This is a genomic window from Glaciimonas sp. PCH181 (assembly GCF_003056055.1).
Lineage (GTDB): Bacteria > Pseudomonadota > Gammaproteobacteria > Burkholderiales > Burkholderiaceae_D > Glaciimonas.
In genome coordinates this window covers 949,117-964,725 of sequence record NZ_PYFP01000002.1, presented here as the reverse complement: position 1 = coordinate 964,725, position 15,609 = coordinate 949,117, and the positions used below count along the sequence as shown (strand labels likewise).

Annotated in this window: 10 protein-coding genes and 3 pseudogenes; 7 read left to right on the top strand and 6 right to left on the bottom strand. The window is 51.5% G+C overall.

All coding sequences use genetic code 11. The features are described 5' to 3' along the window. Window positions 1-160 precede the first annotated feature (160 nt). The gene (locus C7W93_RS17520; RefSeq protein WP_108441550.1) at window positions 161-1,741 is read left to right on the top strand and encodes an isocitrate lyase; all 1,581 of its coding nucleotides are present in this window, start codon (window positions 161-163) and stop codon (window positions 1,739-1,741) included. A gap of 198 nt (window positions 1,742-1,939) precedes the next feature. Here C7W93_RS17520 and C7W93_RS17515 read toward each other — a convergent pair whose 3' ends face one another. Beyond that, a complete protein-coding gene (locus C7W93_RS17515) occupies window positions 1,940-2,635 on the bottom strand; it encodes a dienelactone hydrolase family protein (protein ID WP_108441549.1) in 696 nt (231 codons plus the stop codon). 491 nt (window positions 2,636-3,126) lie between these two features. Between C7W93_RS17515 and C7W93_RS17510 the strand changes: the two are divergent. Beyond that, a pseudogene (locus C7W93_RS17510) lies at window positions 3,127-3,342 on the top strand (amino acid ABC transporter ATP-binding protein); the annotation flags it as partial. A gap of 87 nt (window positions 3,343-3,429) precedes the next feature. On the opposite strand, the gene C7W93_RS17505 reads toward C7W93_RS17510, so the two are convergent. Further along, window positions 3,430-3,894: an Lrp/AsnC family transcriptional regulator gene (locus tag C7W93_RS17505; protein ID WP_108441548.1), complete on the bottom strand. Its 465-nt coding sequence runs from the start codon at window positions 3,892-3,894 to the stop codon at window positions 3,430-3,432. Between the two features lie 137 nt (window positions 3,895-4,031). Between C7W93_RS17505 and mdeB the strand changes: the two genes are divergently transcribed. Beyond that, window positions 4,032-6,716 carry an alpha-ketoglutarate dehydrogenase gene (gene mdeB, locus C7W93_RS17500; RefSeq protein ID WP_108441547.1) on the top strand — a complete coding sequence of 895 codons (2,685 nt, stop codon included), beginning with the start codon at window positions 4,032-4,034 and terminating at the stop codon, window positions 6,714-6,716. A 78-nt stretch (window positions 6,717-6,794) separates the two neighbouring features. Here the strand turns inward: mdeB and C7W93_RS17495 are convergent, their stop codons facing one another. Both C7W93_RS17495 and C7W93_RS25310 read right to left on the bottom strand, forming a co-directional pair. Next, window positions 6,795-7,484 (bottom strand): IS6 family transposase, encoded by a 690-nt coding sequence (locus C7W93_RS17495; protein WP_108441546.1) that lies wholly within the window; start codon window positions 7,482-7,484, stop codon window positions 6,795-6,797. Between the two features lie 24 nt (window positions 7,485-7,508). Continuing rightward, a complete protein-coding gene (locus C7W93_RS25310; protein WP_255419197.1) occupies window positions 7,509-7,643 on the bottom strand; it encodes a hypothetical protein in 135 nt (44 codons plus the stop codon). Between the two features lie 545 nt (window positions 7,644-8,188). Between C7W93_RS25310 and C7W93_RS17490 the strand changes: the two are divergent. Both C7W93_RS17490 and C7W93_RS17485 read left to right on the top strand, forming a co-directional pair. Then, window positions 8,189-9,218 (top strand): annotated as a pseudogene (locus C7W93_RS17490) (TRAP transporter substrate-binding protein). Between the two features lie 26 nt (window positions 9,219-9,244). Then, window positions 9,245-11,134 carry a TRAP transporter large permease subunit gene (locus C7W93_RS17485; RefSeq protein ID WP_108441545.1) on the top strand — a complete coding sequence of 630 codons (1,890 nt, stop codon included), beginning with the start codon at window positions 9,245-9,247 and terminating at the stop codon, window positions 11,132-11,134. Window positions 11,135-11,211: 77 nt separating this feature from the next. Here the strand turns inward: C7W93_RS17485 and C7W93_RS17480 are convergent. Together C7W93_RS17480 and C7W93_RS17475 are read right to left on the bottom strand one after the other, a co-directional pair. Next, a pseudogene (locus C7W93_RS17480) lies at window positions 11,212-11,699 on the bottom strand (IS6 family transposase). Between the two features lie 251 nt (window positions 11,700-11,950). Further along, window positions 11,951-12,646, bottom strand: coding sequence for a FadR/GntR family transcriptional regulator (locus C7W93_RS17475; RefSeq protein ID WP_108441544.1), 696 nt, complete (start codon window positions 12,644-12,646; stop codon window positions 11,951-11,953). A 583-nt stretch (window positions 12,647-13,229) separates the two neighbouring features. On the opposite strand from C7W93_RS17475, the gene C7W93_RS17470 reads away from it, so the two are divergent. Both C7W93_RS17470 and C7W93_RS17465 read left to right on the top strand, forming a co-directional pair. Beyond that, the gene (locus C7W93_RS17470) at window positions 13,230-14,090 is read left to right on the top strand and encodes a fumarylacetoacetate hydrolase family protein (protein ID WP_108441543.1); all 861 of its coding nucleotides are present in this window, start codon (window positions 13,230-13,232) and stop codon (window positions 14,088-14,090) included. A 139-nt stretch (window positions 14,091-14,229) separates the two neighbouring features. After that, window positions 14,230-15,597, top strand: coding sequence for an MFS transporter (locus C7W93_RS17465; protein ID WP_108441542.1), 1,368 nt, complete (start codon window positions 14,230-14,232; stop codon window positions 15,595-15,597). Window positions 15,598-15,609: the final 12 nt, after the last annotated feature.

Sequence of the window (15,609 nt, the reverse complement as noted above, 5' to 3'; positions counted from 1 at the left end):
TATGTCTTATATAAGACATGCTGGATGCAGAAAAAATAGGCTATTATTCTTCCATGCAGTTTTTCTTCTCTTTCCCGCCGGATGTTGGCATGAAGTGAAGAGTGCTCCCAAGATTCAAACGGTTTTCTTAATCTTACTTCACTATTTTTAGGATATTCACATGTCACAATATCAAGACGATATCAACGCTATTGCAGGCCTGAAAGACAAAGAAGGTAGCGCCTGGAACGCAATTAATCCTGAGTCTGCAGCACGTATGCGCGCCCAGAACAAATTCAAAACTGGTCTGGATATCGCAAGATACACCGCCAAAATCATGCGCGATGACATGGCGAACTACGACGCTGATTCGTCTAAGTACACGCAGTCGTTGGGTTGCTGGCACGGTTTTATCGGTCAACAGAAGATGATTTCTATCAAGAAACATTTCAATAACACCGATCGTCGCTATTTGTATTTGTCTGGCTGGATGGTTGCTGCGCTACGTTCGGAGTTTGGCCCGTTGCCGGATCAATCCATGCACGAAAAAACTGCCGTCGCCGATTTGATCAGAGAGCTTTACACTTTCTTGCGTCAAGCTGATGCACGTGAGCTGGGTGGTTTATTCCGTCAATTGGACGGTGCACAAGGCGCTGCCAAGCAAGCGATTCAGGACAAAATCGACGGCCATATCACGCACGTTGTGCCTATCATTGCCGATATCGATGCTGGCTTCGGGAATGCTGAAGCGACTTACCTGATGGCTAAGCAAATGATCGAAGCGGGTGCTTGCTGCATCCAGATCGAAAATCAAGTTTCGGATGAAAAGCAATGCGGCCATCAAGACGGTAAAGTTACTGTGCCGCATGAAGACTTCCTCGCTAAGATCCGCGCTGTCCGTTACGCGTTCCTGGAACTGGGTGTCGACGATGGCGTCATCGTTGCCCGTACCGATTCATTGGGTGCTGGCTTGACCAAGCAAATCGCGGTAACGCGTGAGCCGGGCGATTTGGGCGATCTATACAACTCTTTCCTCGACGTTGAAGAAGTGTCGACTGAATCGATGCGCAACGGTGACGTTGTCATAAAGCGCGACGGAAAATTGGTTCGTCCTATTCGTTTGGCTAGCAACTTGTTCCAGTTCCGCGCTGGTACGGGTGAAGAGCGTTGCGTATTGGATTGCATCACATCGCTGCAAAACGGTGCTGACTTGCTGTGGATCGAAACTGAGAAGCCACATATCGCGCAGATCGGTGGCATGGTCGATGCGATTCGTAAAGTTATTCCAAATGCCAAGCTGGTCTATAACAACAGCCCATCATTCAACTGGACATTGAACTTCCGCCAGCAAATTTTTGACCTGATGAAAAGCGAAGGCAAAGACGTTTCTTCTTACGATCGCGCCGGGCTGATGAGTGTTGAATACGATGCTACTGAATTGGCAATTGCTGCAGACGAAAAAATCCGCACTTTCCAAGCTGATTCAGCGCGCCAAGCAGGTATTTTCCATCACCTGATTACATTGCCGACGTATCACACTGCTGCACTGTCGACTGACAATCTGGCGAAAGATTACTTCGGTGACCAAGGTATGCTGGGTTATGTTGCTGGCGTTCAGCGCAAAGAAATCCGTCAGGGTGTCGCTTGCGTTAAGCATCAAAACATGGCTGGTTCAGACCTCGGCGATGATCACAAAGATTACTTCAGTGGCGAGGCTGCACTGAAAGCATCTGGCAAAGACAACACGATGAATCAGTTTTAATCACTGCGTTTAGTGTGAAAAAAGCGCGCTTCGGCGCGCTTTTTTTCGTTAGCATAAGGGCATGGTGGCTGGCCTTTATGCTCATCATTCCGCCGTCACAGATGAGGCTAAGCGCCGATCATCAGGCGCTAGCAAATTTGAAACCTTATACGTTTTTCGCGCACTGATCAGGCAGGTGCGCGAGCAGGGCATACGCTGTTATGAGTGCTCACCGAGGAACGTGAGTGTGCGGCCGTGTGCCAGTGCCGATGCGTGCTGATTGTACGATGCGCGATCGGTGCAGTTGAAGCCGTGATCAGCACCGGGGTAGCGGTAGAGTTCGGCATCTTTGCCAGCGAAGCGCTGCTCAACTGCATCGACAGCATCGGCAGGGATATGAGCATCGAGTTCGGCGTAATGGAATAGGATCGGAACATTGACCTTGTCGGCCTGATCCAGCTGGGTGTGAATGCCGCCGCCGTAGTAGGCGACCGCGATATCGAGAGCACCTTGCGCGGCAGACAAATACGCGAGCCGACCGCCGAGACAGTATCCGACTGCGGCGACCTTGCCCGTGACTTCGGGCAAACCGCGCAATGCGGCTGCGGCGGCACCGACATCGGCCACTGCGTGCGCCAAATCGAATTTGCCTAACAGTTCCATCGCCTTAGCACGATCCGCATCGTCATAACCGAGCTCTACGCGTGGTTGTAAACGCCAAAATATGTCTGGGGCGAGCGCCACGTAACCGTCGGCGGCGTACTGATCGGCTATAGCACGAATGTGTGAATTTACACCGAAAATTTCCTGAATGATTACGACAGCGGGTCCTTTACCAGACTTAGGTAAAGCGAGGTAGCCCTGGAAGCTGTCGCCGTTGGTGGGAATGTCGATCCATCGTGATGAAACGGTCATATTAAAGCTCCTGACGCAATATGTAATTGGGGAATTTGGAATGAAACGGGAAGTTAGTGTGCCATGAATTAGTGCGGCTTGCTGGCGGCGGTGCTGGCGGGAATGCGTATCGTAAATCAGGTCGACGACAACTGCAGAGGTTCTATTTTTTGATCTGTCGCGGTAATTGAAATCGGTCCGCAGACAGCAGACACTCTTTCTTTACGGCCGGATTTACGGCTGGAAAGAGTCTGAGCATGGCCTCTCAGGGCAACAGCTTACACGTCTCCGCAGTGCTGATGTCGTACACATGCCCGAATGCAGGCGCAATCTTGGCGATGTCACTGGCCGAAACGCCTGAGCACGCGAACGAGACCTTCCATTCGCGCATTACGCGCCAGACTTACCAAGTTGTCAGCAGGCAGCAGCAGCTTGCCCTTTACGGATTCTGGTCCACCGATAGCCAGCCTAACCGGATCAACTTCAGGGCATCGGCGCGATTTTTGGTCAGTATGGGAGAGGTTCTGCAAGTGATGAAGGACTTGGCGAAAGATGGGATGACCATGATGTGCGTCACGCATGAAATGAATTTTGCGCGGGAAGTAGCCGACACGGTATGGTTCATGGATCACGGAAAACTGATTGAGACCGGACGGCCCGAATCATTCTTTGAAAAACCTCAGAGTGATCGTGCTCGGAAATTTCTGACGGACCTTCATTCTCACTAGAGTTCTTATGCGCGCGCTATTGCTGATGTGCGTGATTTATTCGCCGCGTCAGAACGGGCTGAGGATGATGCGGCGCGATTTGGTACGCTAAGAGTTGATCGGCAGCGCAGTTTTGTACTTCACCTGCTTCAATGCGAAGCTGGAGCGGATATTTTTGATGCCCGGAATTTTGGTCAGATGATCCAGAATAAATCGCTCTAGCGCCTGGATATCCGGCACCACGATACGCAGGAGATAATCCTCGTCGCCGGTCATCAGATACACCTCCAACACTTCCTCGAAGCGACTCACCGCTTGCTCAAAACGCGCCAGCGTGGCGGACTCTTGTTTCTCCAGACTGATCTGGATGAATACATTCATTTTGAGGCCGAGCGCTTGCGGATCAACCAGCGCGACGTAACGCGAAATCACTTTTTCGGCTTCCAGGTTCTTGACCCGCGCCAACGTCGGCGAGGCTGATAAATTGATTTTTTTCGCCAAGTCGATATTGCTGATATGGGAATCATCCTGCAGCGCCTTCAGGATACGCAAATCCGTCGAATCCAGTTCCATATGCGGTTTAACTATCTTGTGTGTGAGTAATTACAGCATTTTATGCTGAATTTTTATATTTCAACAGCCAATTTCGGTTACCTATGCTGTCTGGTTGCCGGTAAATTATAGTGTCTTAACGCGCTAGGAATAGGGTCATGGAAATGTCATCTGCCAACAGTTTAAACAGTCAATTCGACAGCGATGTCCAGGAAACGAGTGAATGGATTGATGCGCTGCAAGGCGTGATCCATGCCGCCGGTCCCGAACGCGCGCGTTATCTGCTATCGCGTCTAAGCGCTGCCGCGCAGCAATCTGGCATCAAATGGCGCGATGCACGCAATACGCCCTACATCAATACGATTCGGCTTGAGGACGAACCTGCGTTTCCGGGTGGCTCCGATGCATTGGCGACCGAGCAACATCTGGGCAGTCTGATCCGTTGGAATGCGCTGGCGATGGTGGTGCGAGCGAATCGCGCCTATGGGGAATTGGGTGGTCATATTGCCAGTTATGCCTCGGCGGCGGATTTATTTGAAGTCGGCTTTAACCATTTCTTCCGCGCGCGTACCGATGATTTTGGCGGCGACCTAGTCTACTTTCAGGCCCATTCCGCGCCCGGAATTTATGCCCGCGCATTTCTGGAAGGCACGTTGTCCGAAAAGGAATTATCGTTTTACCGGCAAGAAATTGAAGGTAAGAAACAAGGTGCACAGGGTTTGTCATCGTATCCGCATCCGTGGCTGATGGAGAATTTCTGGCAGTTTCCGACTGGCTCAATGGGACTGGGGCCCATCAGCGCGATTTATCATGCGCGCTTCATGCGCTATATGGAAAATCGTGGCTTGTTGGCACCGCAGGATCGCAAGGTGTGGGGCGTGTTTGGCGATGGCGAGATGGACGAGCCGGAATCGCTGGCCGCGTTGAGTCTTGCTTCGCGGGAAACCTTGGACAATTTGGTATTCGTCGTCAATTGCAATTTGCAACGACTGGACGGGCCGGTGCGCGGCAACGGGCATATCGTCGACGAATTGGAAACGTTGTTTGCCGGCGCAGGCTGGAATGTCATTAAATTACTCTGGGGATCAGACTGGGACCCATTGTTTGCCCGCGATAAATCGGGGGAGTTGGTGAATGCGTTAAACGAAACCGTCGATGGTCAATTACAGACTTTTGCTGCCAACGATGGTGCCTTTAATCGCGCCCATTTCTTTGGTCAAAATCCGGCGTTGCAGGCAATCGGCGCAACGTTGACAGATGACGAAATAGACCGCTTGCGGCGCGGCGGCCACGATATGAAAAAAATCCATGCAGCGTATCAGGCGGCGGCCCGGCATAGCGGGCAGCCGACGGTGATTTTGGCGCAAACAAAAAAAGGGTTTGGCATGGGCACGGCGGGGCAGGGCAAGATGACCACGCATCAGCAGAAGAAACTCGACGCCAGTGATTTAATTGCCTTTCGTGATCGTTTCCGTCTGCCGATTTCGGATGCTGATTGCGAGGCGCTGGCGTTTTACAAGCCTGCCGCAGATAGTGCCGAGATGCGCCATTTGCTGGACCGTCGGGCCGCGTTAGGCGGTTTTATGCCGCGTCGAAATACGACGCAGACCAAGCTGGCAGTACCAGAAATCGGTAGCTATGCGAAATTTGCGCTGGAAGCCGATAACAAAGAGATGTCGACCACGATGGCGCTGGTGCGGATGATGGGCGGTTTGTTGAAAGATGCCGCGATTGGCAAACATATCGTGCCGATTGTGGCCGACGAAGCGCGTACTTTCGGGATGGCAAATCTGTTCCGTCAGGTGGGGATTTATTCGGCGCAGGGGCAGTTGTATGAGCCGGAAGATATCGGTTCGATCCTGTCGTATCGCGAAGCAAAAGACGGGCAGATTCTGGAAGAGGGAATTACCGAAGCGGGCGCGATTTCATCCTGGACGGCTGCGGCAACCAGCTATTCGGTGCATGGTTTGCCGATGCTGCCGTTTTATATTTATTACTCGATGTTCGGCTTTCAGCGTATCGGCGATTTAATCTGGGCGGCGGCGGATCAACGTGCACGCGGCTTCTTGATCGGCGCGACATCGGGACGCACGACGTTGGCCGGAGAAGGCTTGCAGCATCAGGATGGATCCAGCCATGTGATGGCAGCGATGGTGCCGAATTGCGTGTCTTACGATCCGGCGTATGCGTACGAATTGGCGGTAATTGTGCAAGACGGGATGCAGCGCATGCTGGATCAAAATGAGGATGTTTTCTATTACGTCACAGCCACCAACGAGAACGAAGCGCAGCCGAGCATGCCGTCCGGTGCCGAAGAGGGCATCAAACGCGGGATGTATTGCCTGCAAGCACAAAATCATCCGGAGGTGCGTTTGCTCGGCGCTGGCCCGATTCTGAAAGAAGCCATCGGTGCAGCAGCATTGTTGAAAGAGAAATTTGGCATCAGCGCCGAAGTTTGGAGCGTGACCAGTTACACCGAGCTCGCACGCGACGGCATTGCAGCAGAACGCAATCAGCGCCTGTCCAACGCATCCACAGAGGCCTACGTCACGCAACAACTCGGGCACAGCGATGCACCGGTGATTGCGGCCAGCGATTATGTGCGCGGCATCCCCGAAAGTATTCGGGCTTACGTACCAGCAAGTTACGTCACGTTGGGAACGGATGGCTTTGGCCGCAGCGACACCCGTGCCAATTTGCGTGACTTTTTTGAAGTCGATGCTAAGTGGATTGCGTTTGCCGCGTTGCGTGAATTACCGGTCGGAAAGGATCCCTTGCAATTGGCTAGCATTGCCAAGGTGCTGGGACTAGATTTGACCAAGCCTTTATCAACGACGGTTTAAGGGCTGGTTCCGTCGCATTAACCGGTATCCAGTAAATTCTGGGCGAGTGATTTCGCTGGTCGTTGAAACTAGACGGACTTATGCTGCCAGAGCGTAAAATTGTTCCGCAAACGACATCGGATTTTCTTGTGCAACGATCATCTGCCCTTTACGAATCATGTGCATGAGTTCGATGCCGGCCAGGACGTTTTTGGCGGACTGAAATGATTTGAAATTGAGTATTGGCCTGGTCACGCGCTTAATGGCACGATGGTCCTGCTCTACGATGTTGTTGAGATATTTGACCTGACGAACCACGCTCGGGATTTCCCTGCCGGCATTGATCTCATCGATCGCTGCTTTGTTGGGACCGCTTTTATCCATCGTAATTTTTTCAGGGACATCGTTGTCGCGCAAGGCCTTGTCAAAAAATCGCCTGGCAGCAGCCTTGTCGCGCTTCGCCGTCAAGAGAAAGTCGACTGTCTTACCCTCCTTATCAACAGCACGATAGAGATATTTCCAGACGGCTTTCACTTTTATATACGTCTCGTCCATCTGCCAGCTACCGCCAACCGGACGCTTGTGCTTGCGGAAAGCCTTTTCAAGTAACGGCAGAAACCGGATCGCCCAGCGATTGATTGATGAATGATCGACACACACGCCGCGCTCCTCCATGATTTCTTCACGATGTCGGTAACTCAGCGGATATGCTGCATACCAGCGGATGCATACCAGAATCACGTCGATTGGGAATCGCATCCTTTTGCCTTTTGATATCGAGCATCTCATTTCACACCATCACTGAAAAGATGATCAGCATAGATGAACATCCGGCTCGATGGTTAATGCGACATAACCTTCGATTGTCTTATTGATATCTCTTTCAATCGTTGCAGCGCAGGTACGATTTCGTTTGCGACCGATCCTGACTTCGATATCGACGCGCATTTTGTCCTCCAAAACTCGTTCGTTGAATCGAAATCCTGCCACTAATTTGCACGGTCAGCAACCTTAGCTAGCCCCCGATTTCGTCCGCTCTCTCGTGACTTTGTTCGTATTCTCGGTACCACCTCTTGAATGCATTCTTTGTCTGATAGCCCAACTGCCGAATGGTCGGACCGGTGCGCTTTCCGAACTTAATATAAAGCTTGACTGCGCGAATGCGGTCTTCGTATGAGTACATGAACTACCTCCAAGTAGTCCAAGTTTTACGCTACATCCCCCTTCGAAGCATGAATCGCTTAAATATGTTTGCATAATAATTAAATATGTCAACACTTACAAGTTTTAAGTAACTAATTATGTTTACTTTGCTTATTTTGTGTGATTCAATAATCTTGAAGTGCAAACAGTTATAAAATTATTGTTGGCTTTTGATTTTTGCTTATACGTTGCACCATGGGAATTTCCCATGCTAGCAAATAAATTCCTAGAAATCGCTCATCGCAAACTTACGGCCAAAGCAGCCACTTTAATAAATCAAAGGAGACATTGTGAAAAACCTATCCCGTCGCGCTTTCCTGCAAACCGTTGGAACCGTTTCATCTGTTGCCGCCGCCAGCACGGTGTTGCCGCGCTTGGCATTCGCTCAGACAGCGGAATTTACGCTCAAGTACGGAAATAACACCCTGGCTAGCCACCCGACCAATATTCGCGCGAAGGAAGCGGCTGAAGCCATTAGGCGCGATACGAAGGGGAGGGTGGATCTGCAAGTGTTCCCAAATGGGCAACTAGGCGGTGACTCCGACATGTTGTCTCAGGTGCGCTCCGGCGCGCTCGATTTCACCACACAAGGCGGCACCGTGCTTTCGCCGCTGGTTCCAGTCGCCGCGATCAATGGCATCGGCTTTGCGTTCAAAGATTACAACCAGGTATGGGCAGCCATGGACGGCGACCTTGGCAAGCATGTGCGTCAGGCCTTGGCCAAGGTCGGCCTGGTAGCGATGGATAAATGCTGGGACAATGGCTTTCGCCATATCACGAGTTCCGATAAGCCGATCATCACCCCAGCGGATTTGAAAGGCTTCAAGATCAGGGTGCCGATTAGCCCGTTGTGGGTATCGATGTTCAAGGCGTTCGGCGCTGCCCCGACCGGCATCAATTTCAGCGAAGTATATTCGGCGCTCCAGACCAAGGTCGTCAATGGCCAGGAAAATCCGCTCGCGCTGATCAACAATTCGCGCATGTATGAAGTTCAGAAATATTGTTCAATGACGGGTCATATATGGGATGGCCTCTGGTTCATTGCCAGCGCCAAGACCTGGTCGAAGCTGCCTAAGGACTTGCAGGAGATCGTTGCCAAGCATCTCAACGCCGCTGCTATTGCGCAGCGTGAGGATTTGGCTAAACTCAATACCCAGTTGGAAACTGACTTGTCGGCCAAGGGCCTGGTCCTCAATCGACCAGACACCGCGCCGTTCCGCGAGATGCTGAAAAAAAACCGGATTCTACGCAGACTGGCACAAGAAATATGGCGACGAGGCATGGTCTCTCCTGGAGAAATACACTAGCAAGCTGGCCTGACGCGCCAAGCGATTTAGGAAAAACTCATGACTTTTTTGACTGAAACAACAGGCGCTCCGCCGATTTCTTCGTCTTGCGAGATAGCCGGTGCCCAACGATTCGGCTATCTGCTGGAAGGTTGCGTGAAATGGTTCACCGAACTCACCGCTGCTTTTCTGCTGGTGATGGAAATCTGTCTGCTGCTGACGAATGTATTCTTCCGGTATGTGTTGCATGACCCGCTGACCTGGGGGGATGAGCTTGCATCCCTGCTCTTCATCTGGCTCGCGATGCTGGGCGCAGTGATTGCATTACGCCGCAACGAACATATGCGCCTAACCACATTCCTGGCCAATATGCCGACCGAAAAACGCATTTTCTTCGAGACATTCGGCAATGTGGTCATTCTGTCGTTCATGTTTCTCCTGATCGGACCGGCCTGGGAGTACGCCCATGACGAGTGGCTGGTCACTACGCCTGCTTTGGAGATTCATAATTCATTCCGGGTTGGCGCAATCCTGGTGGGCGCTGTATTAATGCTGGTTATCATCGTGTCGCGTCTGATGGAGAAGGCGAAGCTGTCGCATTTCCTCATTTCTGCTATGACGGTCGGAGGCTTAGCCACGCTGCTGTTGCTAGGCAAACCGATGTTCATGCAGATGGGCAACCTGAGCCTGATCTTGTTTTTTGTTATTTGTGTCAGTTTTCTGGTGGCGATTGCGGTGCCCATCATGGTAGCGTTCGGCATGTCGACGATCGCCTACCTTGTGACTATGACGGGCGCTCCACTGGTGATTGTGGTGGGACGCATGGATGAAGGGATGTCGAACCTGATTCTGCTAGCAGTGCCTCTATTCGTGATGCTGGGCGCGCTGATCGAGGCGATGGGCATGGCGGCAGCTATGATTCGTTTCCTGACCACGCTGGTTGGCCATGTGCGCGGCGGACTTTCCTATGTGCTGATTGGCGCAATCTACCTGGTGTCCGGCATTTCCGGCTCGAAGATCGCGGACTTTGCTGCGGTTGCTCCTGCGCTGTTTCCGGAGATGAAAAAACGCGGGGCCGACGAAGGTGAACTGGTAGCGATGCTGAGCGCGTCCGGCGCGATGTCGGAAACGATTCCTCCCAGCCTGGTATTGATCACCATCGGCTCGGTAACGGGCGTATCGATTGCAGCACTGTTTACAGGTGGTTTTATGCCGGCGGTGGTTGGTGCCATTGCGATGGCCTTCGTTATTTTTTTCAAGAGCCGCGGCGAAAACGTGCAAGGCGTGAAGAAAGCATCCCGCCAAGATATCTTCAAGGCGCTGATATATGCGTTGCCGGCGATTGCCTTACCGTTCGTGATCCGCACTGCGGTGGTCGAAGGCGCTGCGACCGCTACCGAAGTCTCGACGATCGGCGTTGCCTACACCTTCATCATAGGGCTCCTGGTTTATCGCAAGTTTGAATGGAGTCGACTGTATCCAATTTTAGTCGAGAGCGCATCACTCTCGGGTGCGATTCTGATTATCATCGGCGCGGCTACCGCTATGGCGTGGGCACTGACCCAGTCCGGTTTCTCCGGTCAGCTTGCCGAATTGATGACGGCGATGCCAGGTGGGAAGGTCGGTTTCATGGCGGTGTCGGTATTGGCCTTCATCCTCCTTGGCAGCTTTTTGGAAGGCATCCCGGCGATCGTGCTGTTCGGACCGTTGCTGTTCCCAATTGCGCGCGCAGTCGGCATCAACGAAGTCCATTACGCAATGGTCGTGATTTTCGCGATGGGACTAGGATTGTTCGCACCACCGTTCGGAGTCGGTTTCTATGCCGCCTGCGCGATTGGTAAGGTGAATCCGGGGCTCGCAGTACGTCGTGTCTGGCCTTATCTCGGCGCGCTTGTCGTGGCACTGGTGGTCATTGCCAGCGTGCCCTGGATTTCGACTGGCTTCCTTTAAAAATAAGCGGCGGCCGAGCGACAGGTTTTGTCGCGATAGCGCAATGAGACGAAACATCTCTACGGAATCGGCGGCGATCAGAATGCCAGTGAGTAGAACTGAGTGGCTGCCGACGAAGTTGGGTCTTTGATGTCTGCGAGTTGACCCTTGCGAATCATATGCATGGATTCAATCCCCGCGATGATAATTCGGGCGCAGCGAAAGGTCTTGAAACCGAGCATCGGTCGCGTGACGCGTTTGACGGCCCGGTGGTCTTGCTCGACGATATTGTTGAGGTACTTTGATTGGCGCGCAGCAGAAAATCAACGGTATCGCCGGTCTTGTCAACGGCCCGGTAAAGGTATTTCCACTGACCCGCGACCTTTATGTAAGTTTCGTCCATTCTCCAGCTCGTGCCGACCGGACGCTTGCGCCGACGGCAAATAGCGGCGAGCACGGGCAGCATTTTGATGGCCCACCGGTGAATGTTCGAATGATCGACCGCTACGCCACGTTCGGCCATCATCTCTTCCAGATGTCGCAAGCTCAGCGGGTACGCCACGTACCAGCGCACGCAAACCAGCATCACTTCAATCGGATAGTGCAGCCGCTTGAAAACACGGCACAGAGTTTAGTTCATCGGTTTTTGATCAGTGCGCATCGAACAAGCCTAACATGGCTGCCGTATTGCGACAAAACCATAGAACCTGCCGGACGGACAAACTCCGTCCACAATTAAAGCATAGCCCCTTGAAACTCTTTTGAAAAGCGGGGCCTTAACTAGAACGATATCCGTGCAACAACACCCCTTTGTTTGCAGATTTACTGCGATTGATGTCAGAGTACGTTTTTCCTGCGCACACGATGGGCGCGTTTTTGGGCATTCAGAATGTGTGCCTTAATGTCACGACTGGCTGCTTCCGGATCTTTTGCCTTTAATGAGACGACAATGGAGCGATGTTCGGCGACGACGGATCGATGGTTCGTCTCCGGAGTATCAAGAAATGCAATGTTTTTGCTCTCGGTCATGACCATGTTAAATGTATCAAGGATTTCCAGCAACAATGGGTTACCTGACAGTTCAGCCAGTTTGCGATGGAATTGACTGTCAGCCTTGATCATCGCTGGCAGGTCACTGTCATCGACCGCAGCTTCGAGTTGATTGACCAGCGTATCTAGGCAATTGATTTTTGCGAGTGGTACTTTTACTGCAATAAGTTGTACCGACAGCGATTCCAGCGCGGTGCGCACTGCATAGACGTCCTCGATTGTGTATTGGGAAGCAAAGCGCCAGCGTGAGCCTGATGCTTCTGGTTCGACTACGAACATGCCTCGCCCCGCTTCCACCGTAAGGTAACCCAATCCTTCCAGTGCTGAGATGGCTTCCCGGATTGCCTGTCTGCCGACTCCTAATTCTTTCGCTAGTACGCGTTGCCCAGGCAGCGCCTGTCCAACCGGATACGTTCCTGTTTTAATACCTTCTTGAATTATTTCTACCGTGTGTTGTGCCACGGTCTGCTTAACGAGTTTCATTATTTTATATTCTGATCGACAGTTGCTGTATTTTAGCTTACGCAAAGGCTGGGTGGCCCCAAATACTAACTGCACCCATGGCAATTGCTCAAACTAAACATGTACGCCAAGCACTTTATTTACGCAACGTTTCTTAAAGGAAGCGAGATCATGTTTCTTTGCCACCGTCAACCTACGTGATGCGGTCACCTTTAACAAATTCATGAGATTTTTTCTGAGGGCGTTGAAACTCCCGGCGGCGTTGCCAGTGCGGAAGCGACAAGCGTCTTCATTGAACGTCACGTCAAGGCACCAATGTAATCGATTTTTTAATGCCAAAGTGAAAGCGAATTGCGTCCGATATTGAACATGAATCGGGCGGCGTCGAACTAAGCTCGCAATACTTTTAAATAAGTGTATATTACTGGTATGACCGGTAGTACCATATGAGAAGAGCGCATGTCAGAATTCTTTAGCATGTTTGAGGTGCCCGGCGGCGTAACGCCTGTGCTTGTCCAATTCGAATTTTTGCTTATTGTAAAAATTGTGGCCAGCGTATCGCCAACAGGACAATTTTATAATTTTAATGGACGAATCATTAATAATGAAACTATGTAGATATGGTCGTATTGGCAAAGAGCAGCCAGGACTGATCGGCCCCGATGGTGAGCTACGCGATTTATCTGGCCTGATCGCAGATTTGACCCCAGACCAACTTGCTGGAGACAAGCTGGCCGTACTGGCTAAACTCGATCCCCGTTCATTGCCTTTAGTCGAGGGCAGGCCACGATTGGGTGCGCCGGTGCGGGATATCCCAAAATTCATCGCGATTGGTCTGAACTATCTTGATCATGCAGAAGAGGCCGGTTTGGCGATTCCTACGGAGCCGATCATCTTTTTGAAGGCTACCAGCTGCATCAGCGGACCCAACGACGATATTGTCGAGCCCCTAGACTCTACCAAGCTCGATTGGGAAGTCGAATTGGGAATCATTATCGGCACGCAGGCACGTAATGTTTTGGAGGCTGAGGCGCTTGATTATGTGGCTGGCTATTGCGTAGTCAACGATGTATCTGAGCGTGCCTTCCAATTCCAGTCATCACAATGGGACAAGGGTAAAGGTTGCGACTCATTTGGGCCGGTCGGTCCGTGGCTGGTCACAAAAGATGAAGTCATAGATCCGCAGAATCTTGATTTGTGGCTGGATGTAAATGGCAAGCGCATGCAAACGGGCAATACATCGAAGATGATTTTTAGTGTTAGACAAATCATCTCCTATTGCAGCCGATACATGACACTGCAGCCGGGCGATGTGATCATTACTGGCACGCCACCGGGTGTTGGAATGGGCATTAAACCGGTGCCAGTCTGGCTCAAACCAAGCGATATCGTGCAACTGGGGATCACTGGCCTTGGTTCACAACGCCAGCGCATCGTGGCAACGGAGGTATCTGTCCATGATTGACACTGCCTGAAAATACAGCCTGTTTAACCGCGCACCGTACATGGGCCGAACTAGCTATGCAATACCTGAGCATACGAGCGGTAACTGTTATGGCATGCACCACAGATTAGTAATAACAATATAAAAATTCGAGACAAAAATGAGCGCTATCCTAGATCTTCCCTTACAAAAGCAATCGCATTATACGACTGACGAAGTTGCGCAGACATACCGCAAGGTAAATTGGCGCTTGATCTTATTCCTGTTCATCTGCTACATGATGGCGTACCTGGATCGGATCAACGTTGGCTTTGCCCAATTGCAGATGAAGGGGGATTTGGGTTTTAGTGATGCCGTCTATGGCCTCGGTGCCGGGATTTTTTTTGCCGGCTATTTTTTATTTGAAGTTCCGAGTAATCTGATTCTGGTCAAAATTGGTGTGCGCAAAACCATGATGCGCATCATGATTTGCTGGGGCCTGATCTCCATGTCGATGCTATTTGTATCGACCCCGATGATTTTCTATATTCTGCGTTTCTTGCTCGGCGCATTCGAAGCAGGATTTTTACCAGGTATTATTTTTTATCTGACGTTGTGGTATCCAGGCTCGCGTCGGGCCCGTATTATTGCGGTCTTCATGAGCGCGGTGCCGGTCGCTGGCGTACTCGGTGGTCCAATTTCTGGCTGGATCATGAATGACATGGAGGGGATGCTTGGAATGCACGGGTGGCAGTGGATGTTCCTGCTGCAAGGAGCACCAACGGTTCTTCTGGGCTTGCTGGTTCCAGTGTTTTTGGTTGACAAACCAGAGAATGCATCGTGGCTGAGCGCTCGTCAAAAGGGAGTCATCAATCACATGCTAGCCTTGGATCGCGTCATCAAGGCAGGGCAGTCCGAACGCTCTTTTAACCAAGCACTTAAGGATCCGCGTGTCTATCTGTTTTCCTTTATTTATTTTACTATCATCTGCGGCGTTTACGCCGTCAGTTTTTGGCTACCTACGATTATCAAGGGCACTGGCGTAACCGACAGCCTTTCGATTGGCCTTTATTCGATGATCCCCTATGGTTTTGGTGCCGCAGGCATGGTCCTCATTGGCCGACATTCTGACTTGAAGATGGAGCGACGTTGGCACCTCGCTTTCTGCACCATTGTAGGTGGCTGCGGTCTGATCATGATCGCCCTCACCACGAACAACTTGATCCTGTCGCTTGCAGCCCTGTCCTTGGCAACCGCCACGATATTTGCCGGCATGCCGGTATTCTGGGCGATTCCGACATCGTATCTTTCCAGTTCAGCCGCCGCCGGCGGCATTGCAATGATCAACAGTCTGGCGCTCCTCGGCGGTTTCGTTAGCCCGACCCTGATGGGATGGGCCAAGACGAGTACTGGCAACTTTACCAGCGGTCTATACCTAATGGCTGGGTTGCTTTTTGCAGGCGGTATTGCAGTGCTAGTCGGCACCTCTAAGTCGATGTTTAATGAGTCTAGGGCAGAAGATTTATTGCTCCAAACAGCCTCCAAATAACCTGTCAAAAAA

Bases quoted from the DNA above. Each gene is read 5' to 3' on its own strand.
- C7W93_RS17520 (WP_108441550.1), top strand. From the start codon at position 161: ATGTCACAATATCAAGACGATATCAACGCTATTGCAGGCCTGAAAGAC.
- C7W93_RS17515 (WP_108441549.1), bottom strand. From the start codon at position 2,635: ATGACCGTTTCATCACGATGGATCGACATTCCCACCAACGGCGACAGC.
- C7W93_RS17505 (WP_108441548.1), bottom strand. From the start codon at position 3,894: ATGGAACTGGATTCGACGGATTTGCGTATCCTGAAGGCGCTGCAGGAT.
- mdeB (WP_108441547.1), top strand. From the start codon at position 4,032: ATGGAAATGTCATCTGCCAACAGTTTAAACAGTCAATTCGACAGCGAT.
- C7W93_RS17495 (WP_108441546.1), bottom strand. From the start codon at position 7,484: ATGAGATGCTCGATATCAAAAGGCAAAAGGATGCGATTCCCAATCGAC.
- C7W93_RS25310 (WP_255419197.1), bottom strand. From the start codon at position 7,643: ATGCGCGTCGATATCGAAGTCAGGATCGGTCGCAAACGAAATCGTACC.
- C7W93_RS17485 (WP_108441545.1), top strand. From the start codon at position 9,245: ATGACTTTTTTGACTGAAACAACAGGCGCTCCGCCGATTTCTTCGTCT.
- C7W93_RS17475 (WP_108441544.1), bottom strand. From the start codon at position 12,646: ATGAAACTCGTTAAGCAGACCGTGGCACAACACACGGTAGAAATAATT.
- C7W93_RS17470 (WP_108441543.1), top strand. From the start codon at position 13,230: ATGAAACTATGTAGATATGGTCGTATTGGCAAAGAGCAGCCAGGACTG.
- C7W93_RS17465 (WP_108441542.1), top strand. From the start codon at position 14,230: ATGAGCGCTATCCTAGATCTTCCCTTACAAAAGCAATCGCATTATACG.